Origin of the sequence: Dolomitihabitans soli, from assembly GCF_022213955.1 — a bacterium.
Lineage (GTDB): Bacteria > Actinomycetota > Actinomycetes > Streptosporangiales > Streptosporangiaceae > Streptosporangium_A > Streptosporangium_A soli.
In genome coordinates this window covers 352,434-369,351 of sequence record NZ_JAKNTW010000002.1, presented here as the reverse complement: position 1 = coordinate 369,351, position 16,918 = coordinate 352,434, and the positions used below count along the sequence as shown (strand labels likewise).

General features: G+C 69.8%; 15 protein-coding genes. 5 read left to right on the top strand and 10 right to left on the bottom strand.

What is annotated here, in order from left to right:
• Positions 1-22: 22 nt before the first annotated feature.
• The 5 genes from MBA17_RS06495 to MBA17_RS50245 form a co-directional block, all read right to left on the bottom strand.
• Positions 23-1,108: an epoxide hydrolase family protein gene (locus MBA17_RS06495; RefSeq protein WP_238495361.1), complete on the bottom strand. Its 1,086-nt coding sequence runs from the start codon at positions 1,106-1,108 to the stop codon at positions 23-25.
• Complete coding sequence (locus MBA17_RS06490) at positions 1,105-1,650, bottom strand: DUF3995 domain-containing protein (protein WP_238495360.1); 546 nt, start codon at positions 1,648-1,650, stop codon at positions 1,105-1,107. The genes MBA17_RS06495 and MBA17_RS06490 overlap by 4 nt, the downstream gene beginning before the upstream one ends.
• Positions 1,637-2,089, bottom strand: a complete 453-nt coding sequence (locus tag MBA17_RS06485; RefSeq protein ID WP_238495359.1) for a hypothetical protein — start codon at positions 2,087-2,089, stop codon at positions 1,637-1,639. Before MBA17_RS06485 ends, MBA17_RS06490 begins: the two co-directional genes overlap by 14 nt.
• 249 nt (positions 2,090-2,338) lie before the next feature.
• Positions 2,339-4,345, bottom strand: a complete 2,007-nt coding sequence (locus MBA17_RS06480; RefSeq protein WP_238495358.1) for an outer membrane protein assembly factor BamB family protein — start codon at positions 4,343-4,345, stop codon at positions 2,339-2,341.
• A gap of 143 nt (positions 4,346-4,488) precedes the next feature.
• Positions 4,489-4,824 (bottom strand): type 1 periplasmic-binding domain-containing protein, encoded by a 336-nt coding sequence (locus tag MBA17_RS50245; protein ID WP_455432706.1) that lies wholly within the window; start codon positions 4,822-4,824, stop codon positions 4,489-4,491.
• A gap of 25 nt (positions 4,825-4,849) precedes the next feature.
• On the opposite strand from MBA17_RS50245, the gene MBA17_RS06470 reads away from it, so the two are divergent.
• Both MBA17_RS06470 and MBA17_RS06465 read left to right on the top strand, forming a co-directional pair.
• Positions 4,850-5,707 carry a protein phosphatase 2C domain-containing protein gene (locus MBA17_RS06470; protein WP_238495357.1) on the top strand — a complete coding sequence of 286 codons (858 nt, stop codon included), beginning with the start codon at positions 4,850-4,852 and terminating at the stop codon, positions 5,705-5,707.
• Between the two features lie 232 nt (positions 5,708-5,939).
• A complete protein-coding gene (locus tag MBA17_RS06465; RefSeq protein WP_455432705.1) occupies positions 5,940-7,175 on the top strand; it encodes an MFS transporter in 1,236 nt (411 codons plus the stop codon).
• Between the two features lie 70 nt (positions 7,176-7,245).
• Here MBA17_RS06465 and MBA17_RS06460 read toward each other — a convergent pair whose 3' ends face one another.
• From MBA17_RS06460 to MBA17_RS06450, 3 genes are read right to left on the bottom strand one after another with little or no spacing between them, the layout of a single operon-like run.
• Positions 7,246-7,728, bottom strand: a complete 483-nt coding sequence (locus MBA17_RS06460; RefSeq protein ID WP_238495355.1) for a pyridoxamine 5'-phosphate oxidase family protein — start codon at positions 7,726-7,728, stop codon at positions 7,246-7,248.
• Between the two features lie 54 nt (positions 7,729-7,782).
• Entirely contained in the window at positions 7,783-8,229 is a 447-nt protein-coding gene (locus MBA17_RS06455) for a nitroreductase family deazaflavin-dependent oxidoreductase (protein WP_238495354.1), read from the bottom strand.
• A 59-nt stretch (positions 8,230-8,288) separates the two neighbouring features.
• Positions 8,289-9,050 carry an SDR family oxidoreductase gene (locus tag MBA17_RS06450; RefSeq protein WP_238495353.1) on the bottom strand — a complete coding sequence of 254 codons (762 nt, stop codon included), beginning with the start codon at positions 9,048-9,050 and terminating at the stop codon, positions 8,289-8,291.
• A gap of 139 nt (positions 9,051-9,189) precedes the next feature.
• Between MBA17_RS06450 and MBA17_RS06445 the strand changes: the two genes are divergently transcribed.
• From MBA17_RS06445 to MBA17_RS06435, 3 genes are all read left to right on the top strand, one after another.
• A complete protein-coding gene (locus tag MBA17_RS06445; protein ID WP_238495352.1) occupies positions 9,190-12,483 on the top strand; it encodes an AfsR/SARP family transcriptional regulator in 3,294 nt (1,097 codons plus the stop codon).
• 267 nt (positions 12,484-12,750) lie between these two features.
• The gene (locus tag MBA17_RS06440; protein ID WP_238495351.1) at positions 12,751-13,998 is read left to right on the top strand and encodes an SGNH/GDSL hydrolase family protein; all 1,248 of its coding nucleotides are present in this window, start codon (positions 12,751-12,753) and stop codon (positions 13,996-13,998) included.
• Between the two features lie 163 nt (positions 13,999-14,161).
• Entirely contained in the window at positions 14,162-14,647 is a 486-nt protein-coding gene (locus MBA17_RS06435; RefSeq protein WP_238495350.1) for a hypothetical protein, read from the top strand.
• Positions 14,648-14,914: 267 nt separating this feature from the next.
• Here MBA17_RS06435 and MBA17_RS06430 read toward each other — a convergent pair whose 3' ends face one another.
• A complete protein-coding gene (locus MBA17_RS06430; protein ID WP_238495349.1) occupies positions 14,915-16,093 on the bottom strand; it encodes an amidohydrolase family protein in 1,179 nt (392 codons plus the stop codon).
• Complete coding sequence (locus MBA17_RS06425) at positions 16,090-16,887, bottom strand: IclR family transcriptional regulator (RefSeq protein WP_238495348.1); 798 nt, start codon at positions 16,885-16,887, stop codon at positions 16,090-16,092. Before MBA17_RS06425 ends, MBA17_RS06430 begins: the two co-directional genes overlap by 4 nt.
• Positions 16,888-16,918: the final 31 nt, after the last annotated feature.

The window sequence follows — 16,918 nt, the reverse complement described above, 5'->3', positions numbered from 1 at the left end:
CTGCCGCCTGCCGGCCTCGCCGCTACCCCTTGAGGAGACCGGCGAAGAACGCGCGAACGTCGTCCGCGTAGACGGCGGTGGCGAGGTGGGCCGCGTAGTGCCCGCCGGTGCCGTGAGTGTGCCACTGCGCGATGTTCTTGTGGTCACGCTCGGCGAAGCGCCGGATGGACTGGAAGTCGCCCTTGGCCGAGGCGAGCCCGATCGGCGTCGTGGTGGGTTCGGCCGGTTGCGGCGCGGCCTTGGCGTTCTCGTAGTAGAAGCGGATCGAGGAGCCCGCGGTGCCGGTGAGCCAGTAGAGCGCGACGTTGGTGAGCACGAAGTCGTCATCGAGGTCGAAGTCGAACAGCTGGACGTTCCAGCCCAGCAACCCAACGGGCGAGTCGGCGAGCGCGTGGGCCAGCGTCTGCGGCTGCTGCGAGTGCAGCGTGTTGAAGGCGCCCATCTCCTCCCAGAACTGCTGCAGCACCCCCATCGCAGCCTGCTCCTCCTCGGTCATGTCCGTGAACTCCGCGGGGTCGCCGGAGGGGAAGGAGAAGATCTGCGTGACGTGCACGCCCACGACGTTGGAAGCGGCGAGACGGCCGATCTCCGGCGAGATCATCGAACCGGCGTCGTTGCCGACCGCGCCGTAGCGGTCGTACCCGAGGCGTTCCATCAGCTCCGCCCAGGCCCGCGCGGTGCGTACGTTGCCCCAGCCGCTCTCCGTGGTCGGCTCGGAGAAGCCGAACCCGGGGAGCGACGGGATCACCAGGTGGAAGTCCTTCGACAGCGGTTCGATGACGTTGAGGAACTCCACGATCGAACCGGGCCAGCCGTGGGTGAGGATCAGCGGCAGCGCGTCCTGCTTGGGGGATCGCACGTGCAGGAAGTGGATCCGCTGCCCGTCGATGTCAGTGGTGAACTGCGGATAGGCGTTGAGCCGCGCCTCCCAGGCGCGCCAGTCGTAGCCGTTCCGCCAGTACTCGGCCAGCCGCCGGACCCGACTGACGCTCACGCCGTACGCGTCGGGGAGTTCGTCGGTGAAGCGGGCGAGGTCGAGCCGTGTCTGGAGGTCGTCCAGGTCTGCCTGGGGGATCTCTATCCGGAAGGGAGTGATGTCTGAACTCATGCCTTCATTCTGGTGAAAGGCCGTCTCCGCCGGAAGTTCGCCGCGCACCGGTCCGACATGCAGAATGCACGCCATCCGGCCATCGCCCAGAATGTCCCCCAGAGCAGGAAGAACGGAGACCACAGCAGCAGATCCCAGCGTGCCAGGTCCACAGCGAGCGCGGCATGTTCGACAGGCGCCGGGCGGACCCCGGTGAGCAGCAGCGTGTCGCCGACGATACCGGCGATCGCCCGGGTGATCATGAAGGCTCCCAGCGTCCAGGCGATCGCGACCAGCAGCCGCCGCGGCGCGGCCACACCCCAGGGCCGTACGGTGGCCAGCGCGACGATGACACCGACCACCGCGGCGGTGGCCAGCACCCAGTGGCTCGCCACGAACAGCGGATCACGCGCGAGCAGCCGTTCGCGCAGCTCCGGAGGCAGCGGGTCCTTGTCGGCGAGGGCATTGGCCCCCAGCGCCTGGGCGAGCTTCATCGATCCGTAGAGCGCGGAGCACGCCGCCGCGCCGTACCCGCCCACTCGCGTCCGATCAGCCCGTGACACGTCTGGTCTCCATCGCGTAGGACCGGAACATCTCCAGGAACAGCCCGAGCGCGACGACTCCGAGGACGCCGTGGTACCACTGCCAGCCCACGCCGACGCCGATGAACCCGTCCACGATCATGACGCCCGCGCCGTAGCCCACGGCCAGCACCATCCCGCCCAGCACGATCAGCATCAACGTTCTGGGCACCCTGCGCCCCAGCGCCGTCACCGTGGCGAGGGCGACGCACGCCCCCAGCACGCCGGACGCGGTCGCGAACCACTGCCCGATGGCCGGGTCCAGGAAGTACTCCGCGGTCTCGGCGGCCGACACGGGCGGGCCACCCGGGAACCCGAGTCTCGCTTGCGACGCGAAGGCGGCTTTTCCCGTGGCGTAACCGAGGAACAGGACCGCGACGGCGTACGCCGGCCACCGTCGTCGGTGAGTAGAATCGATCATGACTACGACGGTAGTCACCGAGCGGAGACCGGCACTCCCCCCAGCGAGGGAGGTGCCTCCCCCATGCGAGTGCCGTCGGGTTCACCCGTACGGCAGGCTGTTCCTCCCGGACCGCAGCCTGCCGGACGACGAGCCGACCACCCGGCGGACACGTCGCAGGATCGGCGATCGGCCCGGGTGCGGCAGAAGCGGAACGCCCTCACCTCACCGAGGCCGATCTACGGTCGATCGTCTCCGCCGACCGGATCGCTAGCGCGCCAGCCTGAACAGGCGCGGGCCCTCCGCGAAGTAGACGTCTCCCGACTTGTGCACCGCGAGCTGGTGCACGGGGCCCTCCTTCAGCACGGTGTGCTGCCCCGTCAACGGGTTCAGCTTGAAGACGTACTGTCCGGCGTGCGCGCCGTACAGGGCGAGATCGCGGGGGTTGAAGGCGAGCCGGCCGGTGGAGCTCTTGCTGCCCGACAGGGTGACCCGCTTGACCACCTTCATGGCTGCGGTGCTGACCGCGAACACCTCGCCGCCGGCGATCCCCCACAGCCTGCCCAGCGCGTCGAACGTGAGCTCCGGGATGGCGGGCTTGCCCGGCGCGGGGACGAACTCCCACAGCAGCCGGTTCTCCTTCACCGACCAGGCGAACAGCTTGGCCTCGGGCTGCGTCGGCGGGGTCGCCGACTGGCCGCTGTAAATGGAGGTGCCGCCGTAGAGGATGCCGTCGCGGTAGGCGAGCGAGACGATGCTCTGGTCCTTGATCACGTTGCGCTGGGCGTGCTTCAGCGTGCCCGTCTTCGTGTCCCACAGGGCCAGCACACCGCCGAGGTGGCCGAGGTCGGGCATGGTTCCGGTGGCGAGGTAGCGGCCCGCGGAGACGATGGCCCTGGGCCTGATCTGCTTGTCGGCGGCGAAGTCGAACAGTCTCGCCGGGTTGGCCGCGGGGCCGGGCTCAGGGCTGGGGGAGTACTCGGTGCTGTTCCACGGCAGCTTCGGGTCGTAGGCGTAGACTCTGGCCTCGGGATAGGCGCCGATGTAGAGCCTGCCGTCGTGGGTGGTCATGTCCTCGCTCTGGGAGAACGTGTGGAACTCCTCGCGCTCGCCCGTCTGGGCGTTCAGCGCGGCGAAACCGCCGTTGAGGAAGCCGCCCGCGTACATGCGGCCGTCCGGGCCCTCCGTGAGCGCGGTCACGTCGATCGCCTCGCCCCTGACCCCTGTCTGCATGAACGACTTGGCGCCGGTCTGGGGGTTGTAGCGGAACATCATGCCGCGCCAGAGCAGGCCGACGATGCTTTTGCCCGGATAGTCGGGTAGGCCGAGCTCAGCCCAGCCGATGCCGCGCGTGTTGGCGACCCGCCCGGCGAACGGCACGCCGGTCGGCGTGGTGACCTTGGTCTTGGGGTCGTAGCGGACCAGCTCGCCGCCCTTGACCAGGTAGACCCGCCCTTCCTCGTCCGGGGGCGAGACGTCCAGACCGTGCACGACGTCGATCTCGTCGTTCCATCGGCCCGCGGCGATGTCCCAGACGTGCAGGGGTCCAGGGGAGGAGCCGCCGTAACGGACGTACACGTAGCCCGCGGCGACGTTCACGTCATAAGCCCATTTGTCTGCCGGATCCAGGCCGTCCGGCGTGGGGAGCTGCTTGCTCGCGCCGGTGACGGCGTCGATCTCGAAAACCGCGGCGGGCCCCTCGGTGCCCGCGTAGATCTTGCCGTTCGCGTACGAGACGCTGCGGACGTACGCGTGCGCCGGCGACAGCTTGCCGTAGTCGCGCACTCCGGTCGCGGGATCGTAGGAGAACAGGCGGCCGCCCGGGGAGGTGCCGCCGTAGACGGTCGCGCCCTCGCCCGCCGCCACCGACCAGATGAAGTTCTCCGACGCGATCGGGCGGCCGAGGTCCTTCATACCGCCCTGCTCCGTCCAGCGGAACAGGTTGCCCTGGCCGTACGTGCCCACGTAGACGCTGCCGTCGGGCGTCGCTTCGACCGCCCACGAACCGCCCGCGCCGGGCAGGTCGAATCTGCCCACCTCGGCGCCGGTGGCGGGATCGACGGCGTTGAGGTGGGCGGGGGCGCCGGAGGAGGCGCCCCACAGGACGGTCTTGCCTTCAGGGCCGGGGGCCGCCGTGCCACCGATCAGCAGGACGTCCTCGAGAGGCACGCCCAGGTCCTCGGGCGTACGGCCGGGCTGCGCGCTCGCGGGCGCGGCCAGGGCCAGCAGGGTCGCGGCCGCCAGTGCGGCAGCAGACAGACGCTGAATTAAGGTCATGCCCGAAAACCTAAGAATGCCAATCTTTAACGTCAATAGGTAATTACGGATCAGACCGAAACCGTAACACGTCGATCAGAGGAGGTACGGCCGAGAGCTGCCCTGGGCCCGGCACGACCTGAACCATGTCCGCCGCGTCATCGTCAGGGAACTGAGCCGTCACCTTCCCCGCGGGCGTCTGGGCCCACGGGGAGACCCGTCAGCGTGCGGGAGGCGCGGTGCTTTCGCGGACGACGTTCGGTGGCGAGTTCGACGCGGTTTCTGCGGCAGCGGTTCGCCCTGGGCGAGGAGTCGCCCCGGCCGATCAGGTCCTGGTCGATGGGCACCCCGGCCGTGTCCAGCGCGACGCGGTAGCCGTCGAGCCGCGCCCGGCTGGACAGCGCGTAGCCGGGGCCGGTGATGACGGCGATCCGCCGGTGTCCGCGTTCCAGGGGGTGGCGGGTCGCCGAAAGCCCGCCGTTCCCGTTGCCCGCGCCCACCGAGGGAATGGAGTATTAAACGGATATGCGGATAGACATGGTGAGCGTCCCTTCGGCCGGCGGCGTCCTCAACGAGGATTTCATCGGCGCTGCCGTACCCTCATCGGATGGCGGCGGGGTCGCCATCGCCCTGGACGGTGTGAGCCCGCCCGCGTACGGCGAGACGGGCTGCGTCCACAATCCGGCCTGGTTCGTCGCGCGCCTCGGGGGCGCGCTGCTGGACCTCGCGGTGACACACCATGATCGGGATCTCCGGCGGTGCCTGTCGGAAGCCGTTTCGCGTACGGCGGCGGCACACGTGTCGACCTGTGACCTGCGACATGTCCGGACGCCTCAGGCGACGGTGGCGATCGTGCGCTGGGGCGGCGACGAAGCCGAGTATCTGGTGCTGGCCGACACGGTGATCCTGATGGAGTCCGTGGACGGCGCGTTCTCCTCGATCATCGACACCCGGCTCGACGAGGTCCGCGCACGGGCCGAGTTCAAGGAGTCGAACGCGAGACTCCGGAAGTTCGTGGCCGGCACGGAAGAATGGCATGCCGCCATGCGGGCGCATCAGGAGTTCGTCGATGACGGGTTCCGCAACAAGGAGGGCGGGTTCTTCACCGCCGCCGGCGACCCCGGAGTGGCGGCGCGCGCGGTCCACGGACGACTGCCCAGGGCGCAGGTGCGGAGCGTGGGACTCGTCACGGACGGGGCCGGCCGGTGGACCGAGGTGTTCGGCCGCGGGAGCTGGGAGGAACTGTTCGTGACGCTGAAGAAGCAGGGCGCTCGCAGGTTGATAGACGCCGTCAGGGAGATCGAACTCTCCGATCCCGGCCGTACCAGGTTCCCTCGCGGGAAAATGCACGACGACGCGTCCGCGGTATTCGTCGAGTTGTAGGAAGGGGCACTCGGATTATCCCGCTCAGCACCTCGCACCTGCGAAATCTCCGGAACCGGTCGATGGAGGATTCGGCGGGTAGGACGGCGACGTTCATTCTGAGAAGTCAGTGGACGTCGCCGTCGGCATGCGGGCGCTGCGTGATCTGGTGTGCGGGCACGAAGGGCAGCAGCCCACGGTTTCTCCGGAAATTTCATGACTATACCTTGCGAGTAAGGAAACATCACCCCCCGTGGTTCCCGTTCAGATAGCACCACTTTCCCATCGGCTTTGGTCTACCAATTTCACTCTCTTCTTCATGGCGCGCACCACGTCGGCGGTCGGCGACATGATGCTCCCCGTGGCGATCACCGCCGCCATGCTGGAATCAGGATACGGTCCGAGTGGCGTCGGTTATGCTCTCGCCGCCCATATCGCGCCATTCGCAATTTGTGTGATATTCGGCGGTGTCCTTTCCGACCGGTTCGGTCCCAAGCGGATGATGGTGAGCGCCGATGCGGCTCGCCTCGCCGTCCAGGGACTCCTGGCCGCCTCCTTCTACGTGACCACACCGCCCCTCTGGCTCGTGCTCCTCCTGCTGATGGCGGTCGGCCTGGGATCGGCCGTCTTCCAGCCGGGCGTGGCCACCGTCATCCCGCAGGTCGCCAGGGACGTGCAGAAGGCCAACGCGTGCCTGCGGATCTCCGAGTCGCTGATGATCGTGCTCGGTCCGGCTTTCGCCGGGCTGCTGCTCGTCGTCTCCTCACCGGCCACGGTCCTCGCCGTCGACGCGGCGACGTTCGGTGTGAGCGGCCTGTGCCTGCTGGGGCTGCGCGGCCTCGGGCGGGTCCGGCCGGAGACCCGGTCCTCGATGCGCCGCGAACTCGTCGAGGGGTGGCGAGAGTTCCGGTCCCGAACCTGGCTGTGGGGTGTCATCGCGATCTGGGCGCTGGGTTCGCTGACCGCTTTCGGCCCCAACCAGACCCTCGGTTACAGCACGATCACCTCCACGTACGGCTCGTCGGTGTTCGGGCTCACCTTGTCGGCGCTCGGCGTCGGCAGCGTCCTCGGCGGCGTGCTCGCCACCCGCATCCGGCCTCGGTATCCGCTGCGCGGCGGCGCCGTGGCCGTGGCGGGCTTCGTGTTCGCCCCGCTCACGGTCGCCCTCGGCCTGCCGGCACCGCTGATCGCGTCCGGATACGCGATCGCGGGTGCCTCGCTGGCCTTCTGGCTGGTCATGTTCCACACCAGTGTGCAGACCCACATCCCCCCGGCGGTGTTGGGCCGGGTCCATGCCTACGACGTGGCGGGCTCCCTCATCATGCAGCCCGTGGGCAGAGCCATGGCCGGGCCGGTCGGCGAGCAGGTCGGGGTCCGGCCGTACCTCTTCTTCTCCTCGGCGATGGTGGTGGTCATGGTCGTGCTGCTGCTGTCGGTTCCGGCCATCCGCGACCTTCGGCGCGTGGAGTCTCCCGTCGACCAGCCGTGACGCTCGACGGGTTCGGTCCGCGCGTGCCGTCGCCCCGGGTGCCCGCGGGGTCATCACGAGGGCGACCGGGTCACGCGTCCGGCTGCCAGATGGTGCTGTGCAGGTCGGAACCCCGGACGAGCTGGATGCGCCAGGGCTCGATTCGGATCACGTGATAGTCGGGGTCGCCGGAACCTCCGGGCCAGTAGCGGGCGGGGTTGTAGCCGACTCCCGGCGGACCACCCGTGAGATACAGCTCCCACGCGTGCCGCCGGGCGGCCTCGTCATCCGCCCACACCGAGACGCTGTCGACGAAGACGGCATTCTGCCGTTCATTCCAGTAGGAGTAGGTGGTGTGGGGGTTGCCGGCCAGGTGGGCGGTCTTGATCGGGGTCCGGTAGGCGGCGAGCCAGCCGACCGGCCGTCCGTCGGTGATTTCCCAGGCGGGAAGGAGCACGCGGGCGCGAGGGCGATTCTGCCGGTCGACTGTGATCATTGTGGCGTACTTGATGTCCCGAATGTAGTCGAAGAAAGTGTCCTGAATGCTGGAGAAATCATTGGTTTTCGTGGCCATGGGATCTGTCCTCGTCCGTAGGTGAGATCGTGGGTTGGGATGAGCGCCGCCGATTCACCTGCGTTCAAGGACGACCACCGGGATCACGCGGCGAGTTTTGGCTTCATAGGTGTGGTAAACGGGAGCCAGATCGGTCATCATCTTCCAGAGCCGCGCCCGCTCCTGGCCTACGGCGGTGCGCGCGCGTACGGCGAACACCTCCGCGAGGACCTGCACCTGGGCCTCAGGATTCGCCATGAGGTTGAGATACCAGCCGGGGTGAGTGTGCGTGATGGCGGAGCCGGAGGCGACGAGGACGTAACTGCCGTCGTCCTCTCCGAAGAACAATCCGGTGCGGTAGCGCTTCCCGGATTTCCGGCCCTGGTAGGTGAGGATCAGATTGGTCGTTCCACCCTCCAGATAACCGCTTCTCCCTTGGGTCGCGATATACCGGCGAACATGCTCGGCGACCGAGGCGTCGGGACTGTCGGCCACTTCGTGCGGTGCGGGCAGATCTGACATGTGTCGTTCTCCTTCGTGACCACCGGTCCCCGCCCGTGCGGGGACCGGGTACCGCGGTGTCAGTGAGCGGCGAGCAGGCCCTGGGCGAATCCGCCGTCGACCGCCAGTTCGACGTTGGTGGTGAAGGTCGCGTCGGCGGCCAGGAACAGCGCGGCCGCGGCGACCTCCTCGACCGTGCCGTTGCGCTTCAGCGGGGTCGTCTCATCACCCTGCTTCTCGAAATCACGGCGCTCCTCCTCGGTCAGCCCGGCGACGCCCATGGTGGGGGTCTTGATGAAGCCGGGGGCGACGGAGTTCACCCGGATCCCGCGGGGCAGGAACTCCGCGGCCAGTACGTGCGCGAACGCGCGCACCGCGTCCTTCGAACCGGAGTAGGCACTCATGCCCGGGAAGACGAGATCGTTGGCGACGGTGGTGAAGATGATCGCCCCGTAGTCGTTGATCAGGGGTGACAGGGCCTGCACGGTGAAGAAGGAGCCCTTGGTGTTGATGTCGAAGTGCCGGTCCCAGGACGCCTCCGTCACCTCCTCCAGCGACTGCAACTCCGCGATGCCGTGGTTGACGAAGACGTAGTCGACACGTCCAAGCCGGGTACGAGTGATCTCGGCCAGGGCGGTGATGTCGGCCATACTCGCCGCGTCGGAGCGCACCACGTGCGCCGCCTCGGACTCCAACTCGGTGCGCGCCTGTTCGATGTTCTTCTCGTTGCGGCCGGTGAGGACGACTTCGGCCCCGCCTTCGAGGAGCGCCTTGACGATGGCGAGACCCATTCCGTGGGTCCCGCCCGTGACGACTGCCTTCTTCCCCGCGAACCTGCTCATCAGTGACTCCTTGGTCAGGTGTGACGCCTGCTTTGTCCGGCGGAGTCCATCCTGGGAATCGGCGCTGGCGGTCGGCTGTCGATCCGCTTGAGGTGCGCTGACGCGGCTCCGCGAGGCCGCCGGAGATAACCTGGGACCTATGCGTTTCGGGGTGCTGGGTCCGCTGGCCGTCTGGACGGCCGACGGCGATCCCGTGGCCGTACCGGAGTCGAAGGTTCGCGCGCTGCTCGCCGAGCTGCTGACCGAGCCGGGACTGGTGGTCTCGGCCGACCGGCTGATCGAGGATCTGTGGGGGACCGAACCGCCGGCCGATCCCGCAGGCTCGCTGCAGACCCTCGTGTCGCGGCTGCGGCGCGCCCTGGCCCAGGGCGGGGGCCGCGACCTGGTGATCCACCGCCCACCGGGATACGCGTTGCGGGTGACCGACGACGCGGTGGACAGCAGCCGGTTCACGGCGCTGACCGCTCAGGCGCTCACGACCGAGGATCCCCGAGCGCAGGTCTCCCTGCTGACCTCGGCGCTGGCCCTGTGGCGGGGCCCCGCCTTCGCCGACTTCGCGGACGAGCCCTTCACCCGCGTGGCGATCGCGCGGCTGGAGGAACGGCGCCTGCTGGCGATCGAGGAACAGGCCGAAGCCCGCCTGAAGCTGGGAGAACACGGCCCGCTGGTCGGCGAGCTCGCCGACCTGACGGACCGGCACCCCCTGCGGGAACGGCTGCGCGCGGCGCAGATGCGTGCCCTGTACGGCGCGGGCCGCCAGAGCGAAGCCCTGGACCGTTACCACGAACTACGCCGCCGCCTGGACGAGGAGCTCGGTGTGCGGCCGGGCGCCGAACTCGCCGCACTGCACCAGGAGATCCTGCGCCACGATCCCGGCCTGCGAGCCGTACCCGCGACCGCCGGACCGCGTCCCCGCACCAACCTGCCGACACCGCTCACCGACCTGATCGGGCGCTCGGAGTTCGTGGCCGAGGTGGGCTCCCTGCTGATGTCGAGCCCGTTGGTCACCTTGACCGGTCCGGGCGGCGTCGGCAAGACCAGGCTGGCTCTGGAGACCGCGTCGACGCTGGCGGAATCCTTCCCCGACGGAACGTGGCTGGTGGAACTGGCCGCGCATCCGTGCACCATCGGCTCCGCCGCGGCGGAGGCGACGGACGAACTGGCCGAGGTGGTGGCCGCGACCCTGGGGATCCGGGACGACACCGCTTCGGGGCCCGCACCGGCGGGGGCGCCGCGCGGTCTGATCGGCCGGCTGGCCGACGCTCTGCGCGGCAAGCGCCTGCTGCTGGTCCTGGACAACTGTGAGCACGTCATCGAGCCCGCGGCCAGGCTGGCCGCGGCGCTGCTCCAGGCCGCCGCACCGGGCGTACGGATCCTGGCGACCAGTCAGGAACCACTCGACATCGCCGGCGAGCAGCTGAGGCCGGTACCGCCGCTGGACCTGCCGGCACCCGATGCCTCGCCGGCGGCGGCGCTGCGGTCCGGTGCGGTCCGGCTGTTCATGGACCGGGCCGCGGCCGCGTCGGCCGGTTTCGACCTCTCCGACGACGACGTCCGGGCGGTGGCCGCGATCTGCCGCCGGTTGGACGGGATTCCGCTCGCCCTCGAACTGGCGGCCGTCCGGATGCGCGTCCTCGGTGCGCAGGAGCTGGCCAAGCGTCTGGACGACCGGTTCCGGCTGCTCACCGGTGGCCGGCGGCACGCTCCGGCACGGCAGCAGACCCTCCGGGCGATGATCGACTGGAGCTGGGATCTGCTGACCGCGGCCGAGCAGATCGTGCTGCGCCGGCTCGCGATCCATTCCGACGGCTGCACCCTGGACGCCGCCGAGACGGTCTGCGCAGGAACCGGTGTGAAGCTCGCCCAGGTCGTGGATCTGCTGGCCCGGCTCGTCGGCCGTTCCCTGGTGCTCGTCGCGCACGAGCCCGACGGCCCCCGCTACCGGCTGCCCGAGTCGGTGGCGGCGTACTGCCTGGAACGGCTGCGGGACGCCGGCGACCATGAGCGGGTACGGCGTGCCCACGCCCGCTACTACACCTCGTTCGCCGAGCAGGCGGACTCGTTCCTGCGCGGTGACCACCAGCAGTTGTGGCTGCGGCGTCTCGACGCGGAGACGGCCAATCTCCGCGGCGCGCTCGACGGCGCCGCGGCCGACGGCGACGCGCGGCTCGCGCGGCGGCTCGTCCACGCGCTGGTCTGGTACTGGTTCCTGCGCGGCCGGCTCACCGAGGCCAAGCGCTCCCTGGCCGTGCCTCTCGCCGTGGAGGAGAAAGCCGTGAACCAGTACGGCGGGGCACCCGCGGAGAGCGGCGAGGAAGCCGCCCGCGATGCCTGCGACCGCTCGCGGATCGTGGCCTGGCAGGCCGGCATGAGCATGCTGTCCGGCGATCGGACCAGCCCGGCCTGGCAGAGCCGGTCCGTGCCCAGGCTGTACGAGGACATCCGCGACCCGGACGAGCGGACCCGGCCCGGCTGGTTCCTCGGCCTGGCCCTCACCAGGTTCGGCGACATGGCGGTGGCCGAGGAACTGACCGAGCGGACACTGGCCGAGTCCCGCGCCCTCGACGACCGGTGGGGCATCGCCGCCGCTCTCGTCACCCGGAGCACGCAAGGTTACGTCCGCGGCGACTTCGTCTCCGCCCGACGCCACGGCGAGGAGAGCCTCGCACTGTTCCGCGAGGTGGGCGACCGGTGGGGGCAGTCGCAGGCGATGGGCGTGCTCGGCAGACTCGCGGAGATAGCGGGAGACTACCCTCGGGCCCGCGCGTGGCATCAGGACGGGCTGCGCATCGCCGAAGGTCTCGGGCTGTGGACCGAGGCCTCCACGCGATGGTCCGAGCTCGGCCGGATCGCCCTGCTGACCGGCGATCTCGCCGAGGCCGAGAAGTTCCACGAGCAGGGCCGGCGGCTGGCCGTGGAACAGGGTGACAAACCGGCCGAGGAGTTCGCGGAGGTGGGGCTGGCCCTCATCGCGCGGCGGCAAGGACGGTACGACGCGGCGGTGACGTATCTGGGCAGGTGGCTGGAGTGGAACCGGCTGTTCGACGCCGAGAACGGCGCGGCGCTGATTCTGGCCGAACTCGGCTTCGTCGCCGAGTTGCGCGGCGACGCGGACGCCGCGCTGACCCTGCACCTGGACGGGCTGGCCGCGGCCCGTGACACCGGCGATCCGCGCGCCGTCGCCCTGGCCCTGGAAGGACTCGCCGGCGCGCGGGCGCTGGCCGGACACCACGAGGATGCCACCCGGCTGCTGGGAGCCGCCGCCGCGGCCCGCGCGTCAGTGGGATCCCCCCTCCCCGCCGCCGAGCGCGGCGATGTCGACCGCATCACCGCCGTCATCCGGGCGGCCATGAGCGACGCGGACTTCGCGGTCGCGTTCGCCCGGGGAGCCGAGCAGAACTGGGACGAGGTGCCGGTGCCGCACCACGCCTGAGCTCGGACGTTCCAGAACGGCCACCCTGGAACCCACCCTGAGAACCCGCCCTGGAATTCGCCCTGAGAACCCGTCCTGAGAACCCGTCCTGAGAACCCGTCCTGAGAACCCCACCCTGAGAACCCCACCCTGAGAACCCCACCCTGAGAACCCGCCCAGGAACAGGGCGCCGACCTGCGACCGGCGAGCGGCGGCGTCTCCTGTCGCGGTCCGCGCCGACCAGCCAAGCCTCCGCCGAGAATGGTCAGAAACAGGATGAAGCCGTTCATGGATAAGGCACTGAAGATCGGGGCCACGGCCACCGCGTTCCCCAGGCGCGGGGTGATGCCGTCGGCGGGTCGATGGGTAGTCACGTGGACGGCGATGCCGCAACGCGCCGAGCCGGACAACATGCCGCCACCGCCGTACACGCGGGAAGGCGGGGTTCTGGCCGACAGCACGTTGCGGCAGACCGTGCGGGTTTCGGTGGGCGGAGGACAGGTGCGGCTGCGTTTCTCCAACGCCTTCGGAGGTGCGCCGCTGCCTCTCACCCGGGTCACCGTGGCCCTCCCGAGCGGTGGGACGTCCGGGGTGAGCGCGATCCGGCCCGGGACCGCCCGGCCCGTGACCTTCTACAGCCGTTCCTCCGCGATCGTCCCGGTCGGGGCGCAGATCGTGTCCGACCCGCTGGACCTCGCGCCGGCGCCCGGCTCCGTGCTGACCGTGACCGTCCACCTCGCCGAGGGACTGGCGTCCGACGCCGTCACCTCGCACCCCGGCTCCCGGACCACCTCCTACTTGGCGCCGGGCGACCAGGTCGAAGCCGGGGACCTGCGGGAGGCGACCCCCGTCGACCACTGGTACCTCCTCAGCGGCGTCGAGGTGCGGTCCGAGCGGGCCGCCGCGCTCGCCCTCCTGGGCGACTCGCTGACCGACGGCAGAGGAGCCACCACGAACCGCGACGATCGCTGGCCCGACCAGCTCGCAGGCCGGCTACGGCACGACCCCCGGACCGCCGGCGTCGCCATCGCCAACCAGGCGGCGGGCGGCAACCGGGTGCTGAACGACGGCCTGGGCCCCAATGCGCTGGCCCGGCTGGACCGCGACGTGCTCGCGCAGAGCGGCGTCAGATGGCTCGTCGTCTTCGAGGGCGTCAACGACATCGGCACCGCCGAAGCCACCCAGGACGCCCAGAAGCAGGTCGCCGACGATCTGATCGCCGCCTACGACCAGATCGTCGTCCGCGCCCACGCCCAGGACATCGAGGTGTACGGCGCGACCCTCACCCCGTTCGGCGGCAACGACCCCTACGACGACCCCGAGGGATACCGCGAGGCGGCCCGGCAGACCGTCAACGAGTGGATCAGGACCGGCGGCAGGTTCGACGCGGTGCTCGACTTCGACCAGGCGACCCGCGACCCCGCCGCCCCCCGTCGCCTCCTGCCCGCGTACGACGTGGGCGACGGTCTGCACTTCAACCCGGCCGGATACAAGGCGCTGGCCGACGCCGTCCCCGCCCGGCTGCTCCAGCCGTAGACCATCAGGGGCGGAAGCCGAAGACAGGCAGTTCAATTAAGTTTGAGGTATAAATCGGGATCGTTTCTTCTGAGATCATCTCACCGTGCTGTGGGATGGCAGAACGTCATGCTTCTTGTGTCATAGAGTTGTGCTGTAGGCCTTGCTCTGCCCTGGAGTGGTGATGACCCGCAGAACGGTTTGTTCATGTGTCGGATTAGCAGTTCTGACTCTGCTGATCAGCGGATGCGGCGGTATCCTGGCGGGCGAGACAGGCGATCCGGCACTGCCAAGGGCACGTTTCATCGGCGCTGATCCGCGTATCTTGGTGCACGTCATGCCGATCGAGATGCAAGCTTCGATCTCCGGCGAGCTAGAATACAGCAGCGCAGGAAAATGTCTGGTCATCAAGAATCGATACGGGGCGGGCGTGCACGGGGTCCTCGTATGGAGCGACGGAGTCGAACCCGCTGTCAAAGACGGCAAGAAGGGTGTTCGACTGGCCGACGGGTCGCTCCTCCTTGAGGGAGACCACTTCATGGCCTCGGGAGGCAGCGTCCAACCGAACGCGAAAGAATTCGCGCACCTGGATATGTCGAACTGGTGCCTGCAGGGTTCCGGCTCGTTGATCGTGCTGAATTCCGATGTGCGACACACGAAACGAACATAACGGAGTCCGAGTCAAGGTGAGAATCATGCTTGACGCGGACTCCAATGTCCCTCAGCTATCTTCAGCGCGTCCACACATGCCAGCCAGCGCCCCATGGGCTGTATGCGGGATCGATCGATGTGAATACTGACGGCCCGCCACCCGTGATGCTGCCCTTATGAATCCCATGACGGGGGCGCGGGCCCCCGGCGTCAGGGCCGGAATGCCGACGAGCGGCCGGCTTCCCGGCGAAGCTCACGTCCGCGGGCCGGGTGGCGGATGGCCACGTCAGCGCGGGACGGTGTCCTTGACGACCCGGCCGGCCGCGACGACGAACGCCGGGTCGAGGAGCGCGTCGACGCCGGAACGCGGGTCCGTGTCGACCGCGATCAGGTCGGCCAGGTAACCGGGCTTCACCGCGCCGGCCTTCTCCAGCCCGGCGGCTCGCATCCCGGTCTCGGTGGCCGCCGCCAGCGCCTGCCGTACCGACAGGCCGGAGGCGACGAGACCGCGCAGCCCGTCGACGACCCCGCCGGCGTGGGGGTGCCGCGGGATGCCGGAGTCGGTCCCCGCGAGGATCGGCACGCCGGCGGCGTGCAACCGGGCGATCCAGCCGCCCCTGACGTCGAACGCGATGGGGTGGGCGTGCGCGCCGGCGACCCCGAGCGTGGGGCAGACCCCGGTGCCGGCGCTCACCAGGTCGCGGACCACGGCCGGGTCGTAGCCGTCGCCGCCCTCGGGTGAGATGAACGTCGCGTGCTCCACCGAGTCGACCCCCGCGGCGGCGGCCGCCCGGACCCCCACTGTCGACTGGGCATGCGCGGCGACGGTGACGCCGAGCCGGTGCGCCTCGTCCACGATCGCCGCCAGGGACGCCTCCGACACCTCGAACCGCAGCGGATCGGTGCCGTGGGTCATCCGCCCCCCGGTGACCATGACCTTGACGAGATCGGCCCCCGCCTTGACCTCCTCGGCGACGGCGGCCCGGGCCTGGCCGGGTCCGTCGATCTCGTTGCCCATGAACCAGCAGTGCCCGTTCGGACGGGTCAGCGGCCGGCCGGCGACCATCAGGCGGGGGCCCGGCGTCGTGCCGGCGCGGATCTCGTCGCGGATCCGCACCGACAGCCCGTACGGCGCGCCCAGGTCCCTGGCGAAGGTCACGCCGCTGTCCAGCAGCTGCCGTGCCGCGAGCCGCATCCCGTCGAGTCGTGCCTCCTCGTCCCTGGCGAGCATGCTCGCCACCGGGTCGGCGCCGGCGTCGAAGGCCAGATGCACGTGCGCGTCCATCAGCCCGGGCAGCAGGACGCGTTCGCCGAGGTCGACGACCGGGTACTCCCCGCCGGGCGCCGCCGCGGCCGGTCCGGCCCAGGCGATCCGATCGTCCTCCACGAGGACGATCGCGTCGTCGACGGCGTCGTCGGCGAGCAGGTCCGTGATCACAGTTGCGGCTTTGAACGCGATCCTCATGTGGTCGTCCGATCCCCTTCGACGCCGCCCTCGCGGTATCCCAAGCTCTGCGACACGGCCGTGGCGGTGTCCTGAACGGCTGCCGACAGGCTGGCCAGCCGCCTGTCGTCCACGGTCCGGGCCGGCATCGTCACGCAGACGCAGTACCGCACCGACTCCTCGGTGTCCCGGACCGGAGCCGACACGCCGACCGTGTGCGGGGTGATCTCCCCGATGCTCGTCCAGATCCCTTCGGCCCTGATCCGGTCGAGCTGGCCCCGGATGACCTCCGGATCGGTCGGCGTCCTGTCGGTGTAACGCGGCAGCGGCGCGCCGAGGACCTCCTGGATGAAGCGCTCGTCCTGGAACGCCAGCAGGGTCTTCCCCGCTCCGGCGTTCAGCCCGATGGTGTCGCCGATCTCCACGGTGACCGCCGTCTCCGCGTTGATGTCCAGCCGTTCGACGCAGACGTACCGATGCCCCCTGAGCGTGTAGAAGAGCACGACCTCGCCCGTCTGCTCGGCCAGCCGGATCAGGTGCCGCCGGGCGGCCGTCCGCGGCGCCCGCCGGCCGGCCGCCCGGCCGAGCGCCACCGCGGCCGGGCCGAGGGAGTAGGAGCCGCGCGCTTCGGCCTGCTCCAGGAAGTGCCGGGCCTCAAGAGAACGGACGATCCGGTGGGTCACCGCCTTGTGCATGTTCAGGTGCTTGGCCAGATCGGAGACGCGCCATTCGGCCTGCCCCACGAAGGCCTCCAGCACGGTCAGCACCCGGTCCACGCCCTGCAACGACACCGGCTTGACGGGCCCCTCTGTCACGTCTTCCTCCAGTCGCGAGTCGGCTCCAGTG

What these genes read in the sequence shown, in the direction of transcription:
- MBA17_RS06495 (WP_238495361.1), bottom strand. Translation starts at nt 1,108, where the DNA reads ATGAGTTCAGACATCACTCCCTTCCGGATAGAGATCCCCCAGGCAGAC.
- MBA17_RS06485 (WP_238495359.1), bottom strand. Translation starts at nt 2,089, where the DNA reads ATGATCGATTCTACTCACCGACGACGGTGGCCGGCGTACGCCGTCGCG.
- MBA17_RS06480 (WP_238495358.1), bottom strand. Translation starts at nt 4,345, where the DNA reads ATGACCTTAATTCAGCGTCTGTCTGCTGCCGCACTGGCGGCCGCGACC.
- MBA17_RS06470 (WP_238495357.1), top strand. Translation starts at nt 4,850, where the DNA reads ATGCGGATAGACATGGTGAGCGTCCCTTCGGCCGGCGGCGTCCTCAAC.
- MBA17_RS06460 (WP_238495355.1), bottom strand. Translation starts at nt 7,728, where the DNA reads ATGGCCACGAAAACCAATGATTTCTCCAGCATTCAGGACACTTTCTTC.
- MBA17_RS06455 (WP_238495354.1), bottom strand. Translation starts at nt 8,229, where the DNA reads ATGTCAGATCTGCCCGCACCGCACGAAGTGGCCGACAGTCCCGACGCC.
- MBA17_RS06450 (WP_238495353.1), bottom strand. Translation starts at nt 9,050, where the DNA reads ATGAGCAGGTTCGCGGGGAAGAAGGCAGTCGTCACGGGCGGGACCCAC.
- MBA17_RS06445 (WP_238495352.1), top strand. Translation starts at nt 9,190, where the DNA reads ATGCGTTTCGGGGTGCTGGGTCCGCTGGCCGTCTGGACGGCCGACGGC.
- MBA17_RS06440 (WP_238495351.1), top strand. Translation starts at nt 12,751, where the DNA reads ATGGATAAGGCACTGAAGATCGGGGCCACGGCCACCGCGTTCCCCAGG.
- MBA17_RS06435 (WP_238495350.1), top strand. Translation starts at nt 14,162, where the DNA reads ATGACCCGCAGAACGGTTTGTTCATGTGTCGGATTAGCAGTTCTGACT.
- MBA17_RS06430 (WP_238495349.1), bottom strand. Translation starts at nt 16,093, where the DNA reads ATGAGGATCGCGTTCAAAGCCGCAACTGTGATCACGGACCTGCTCGCC.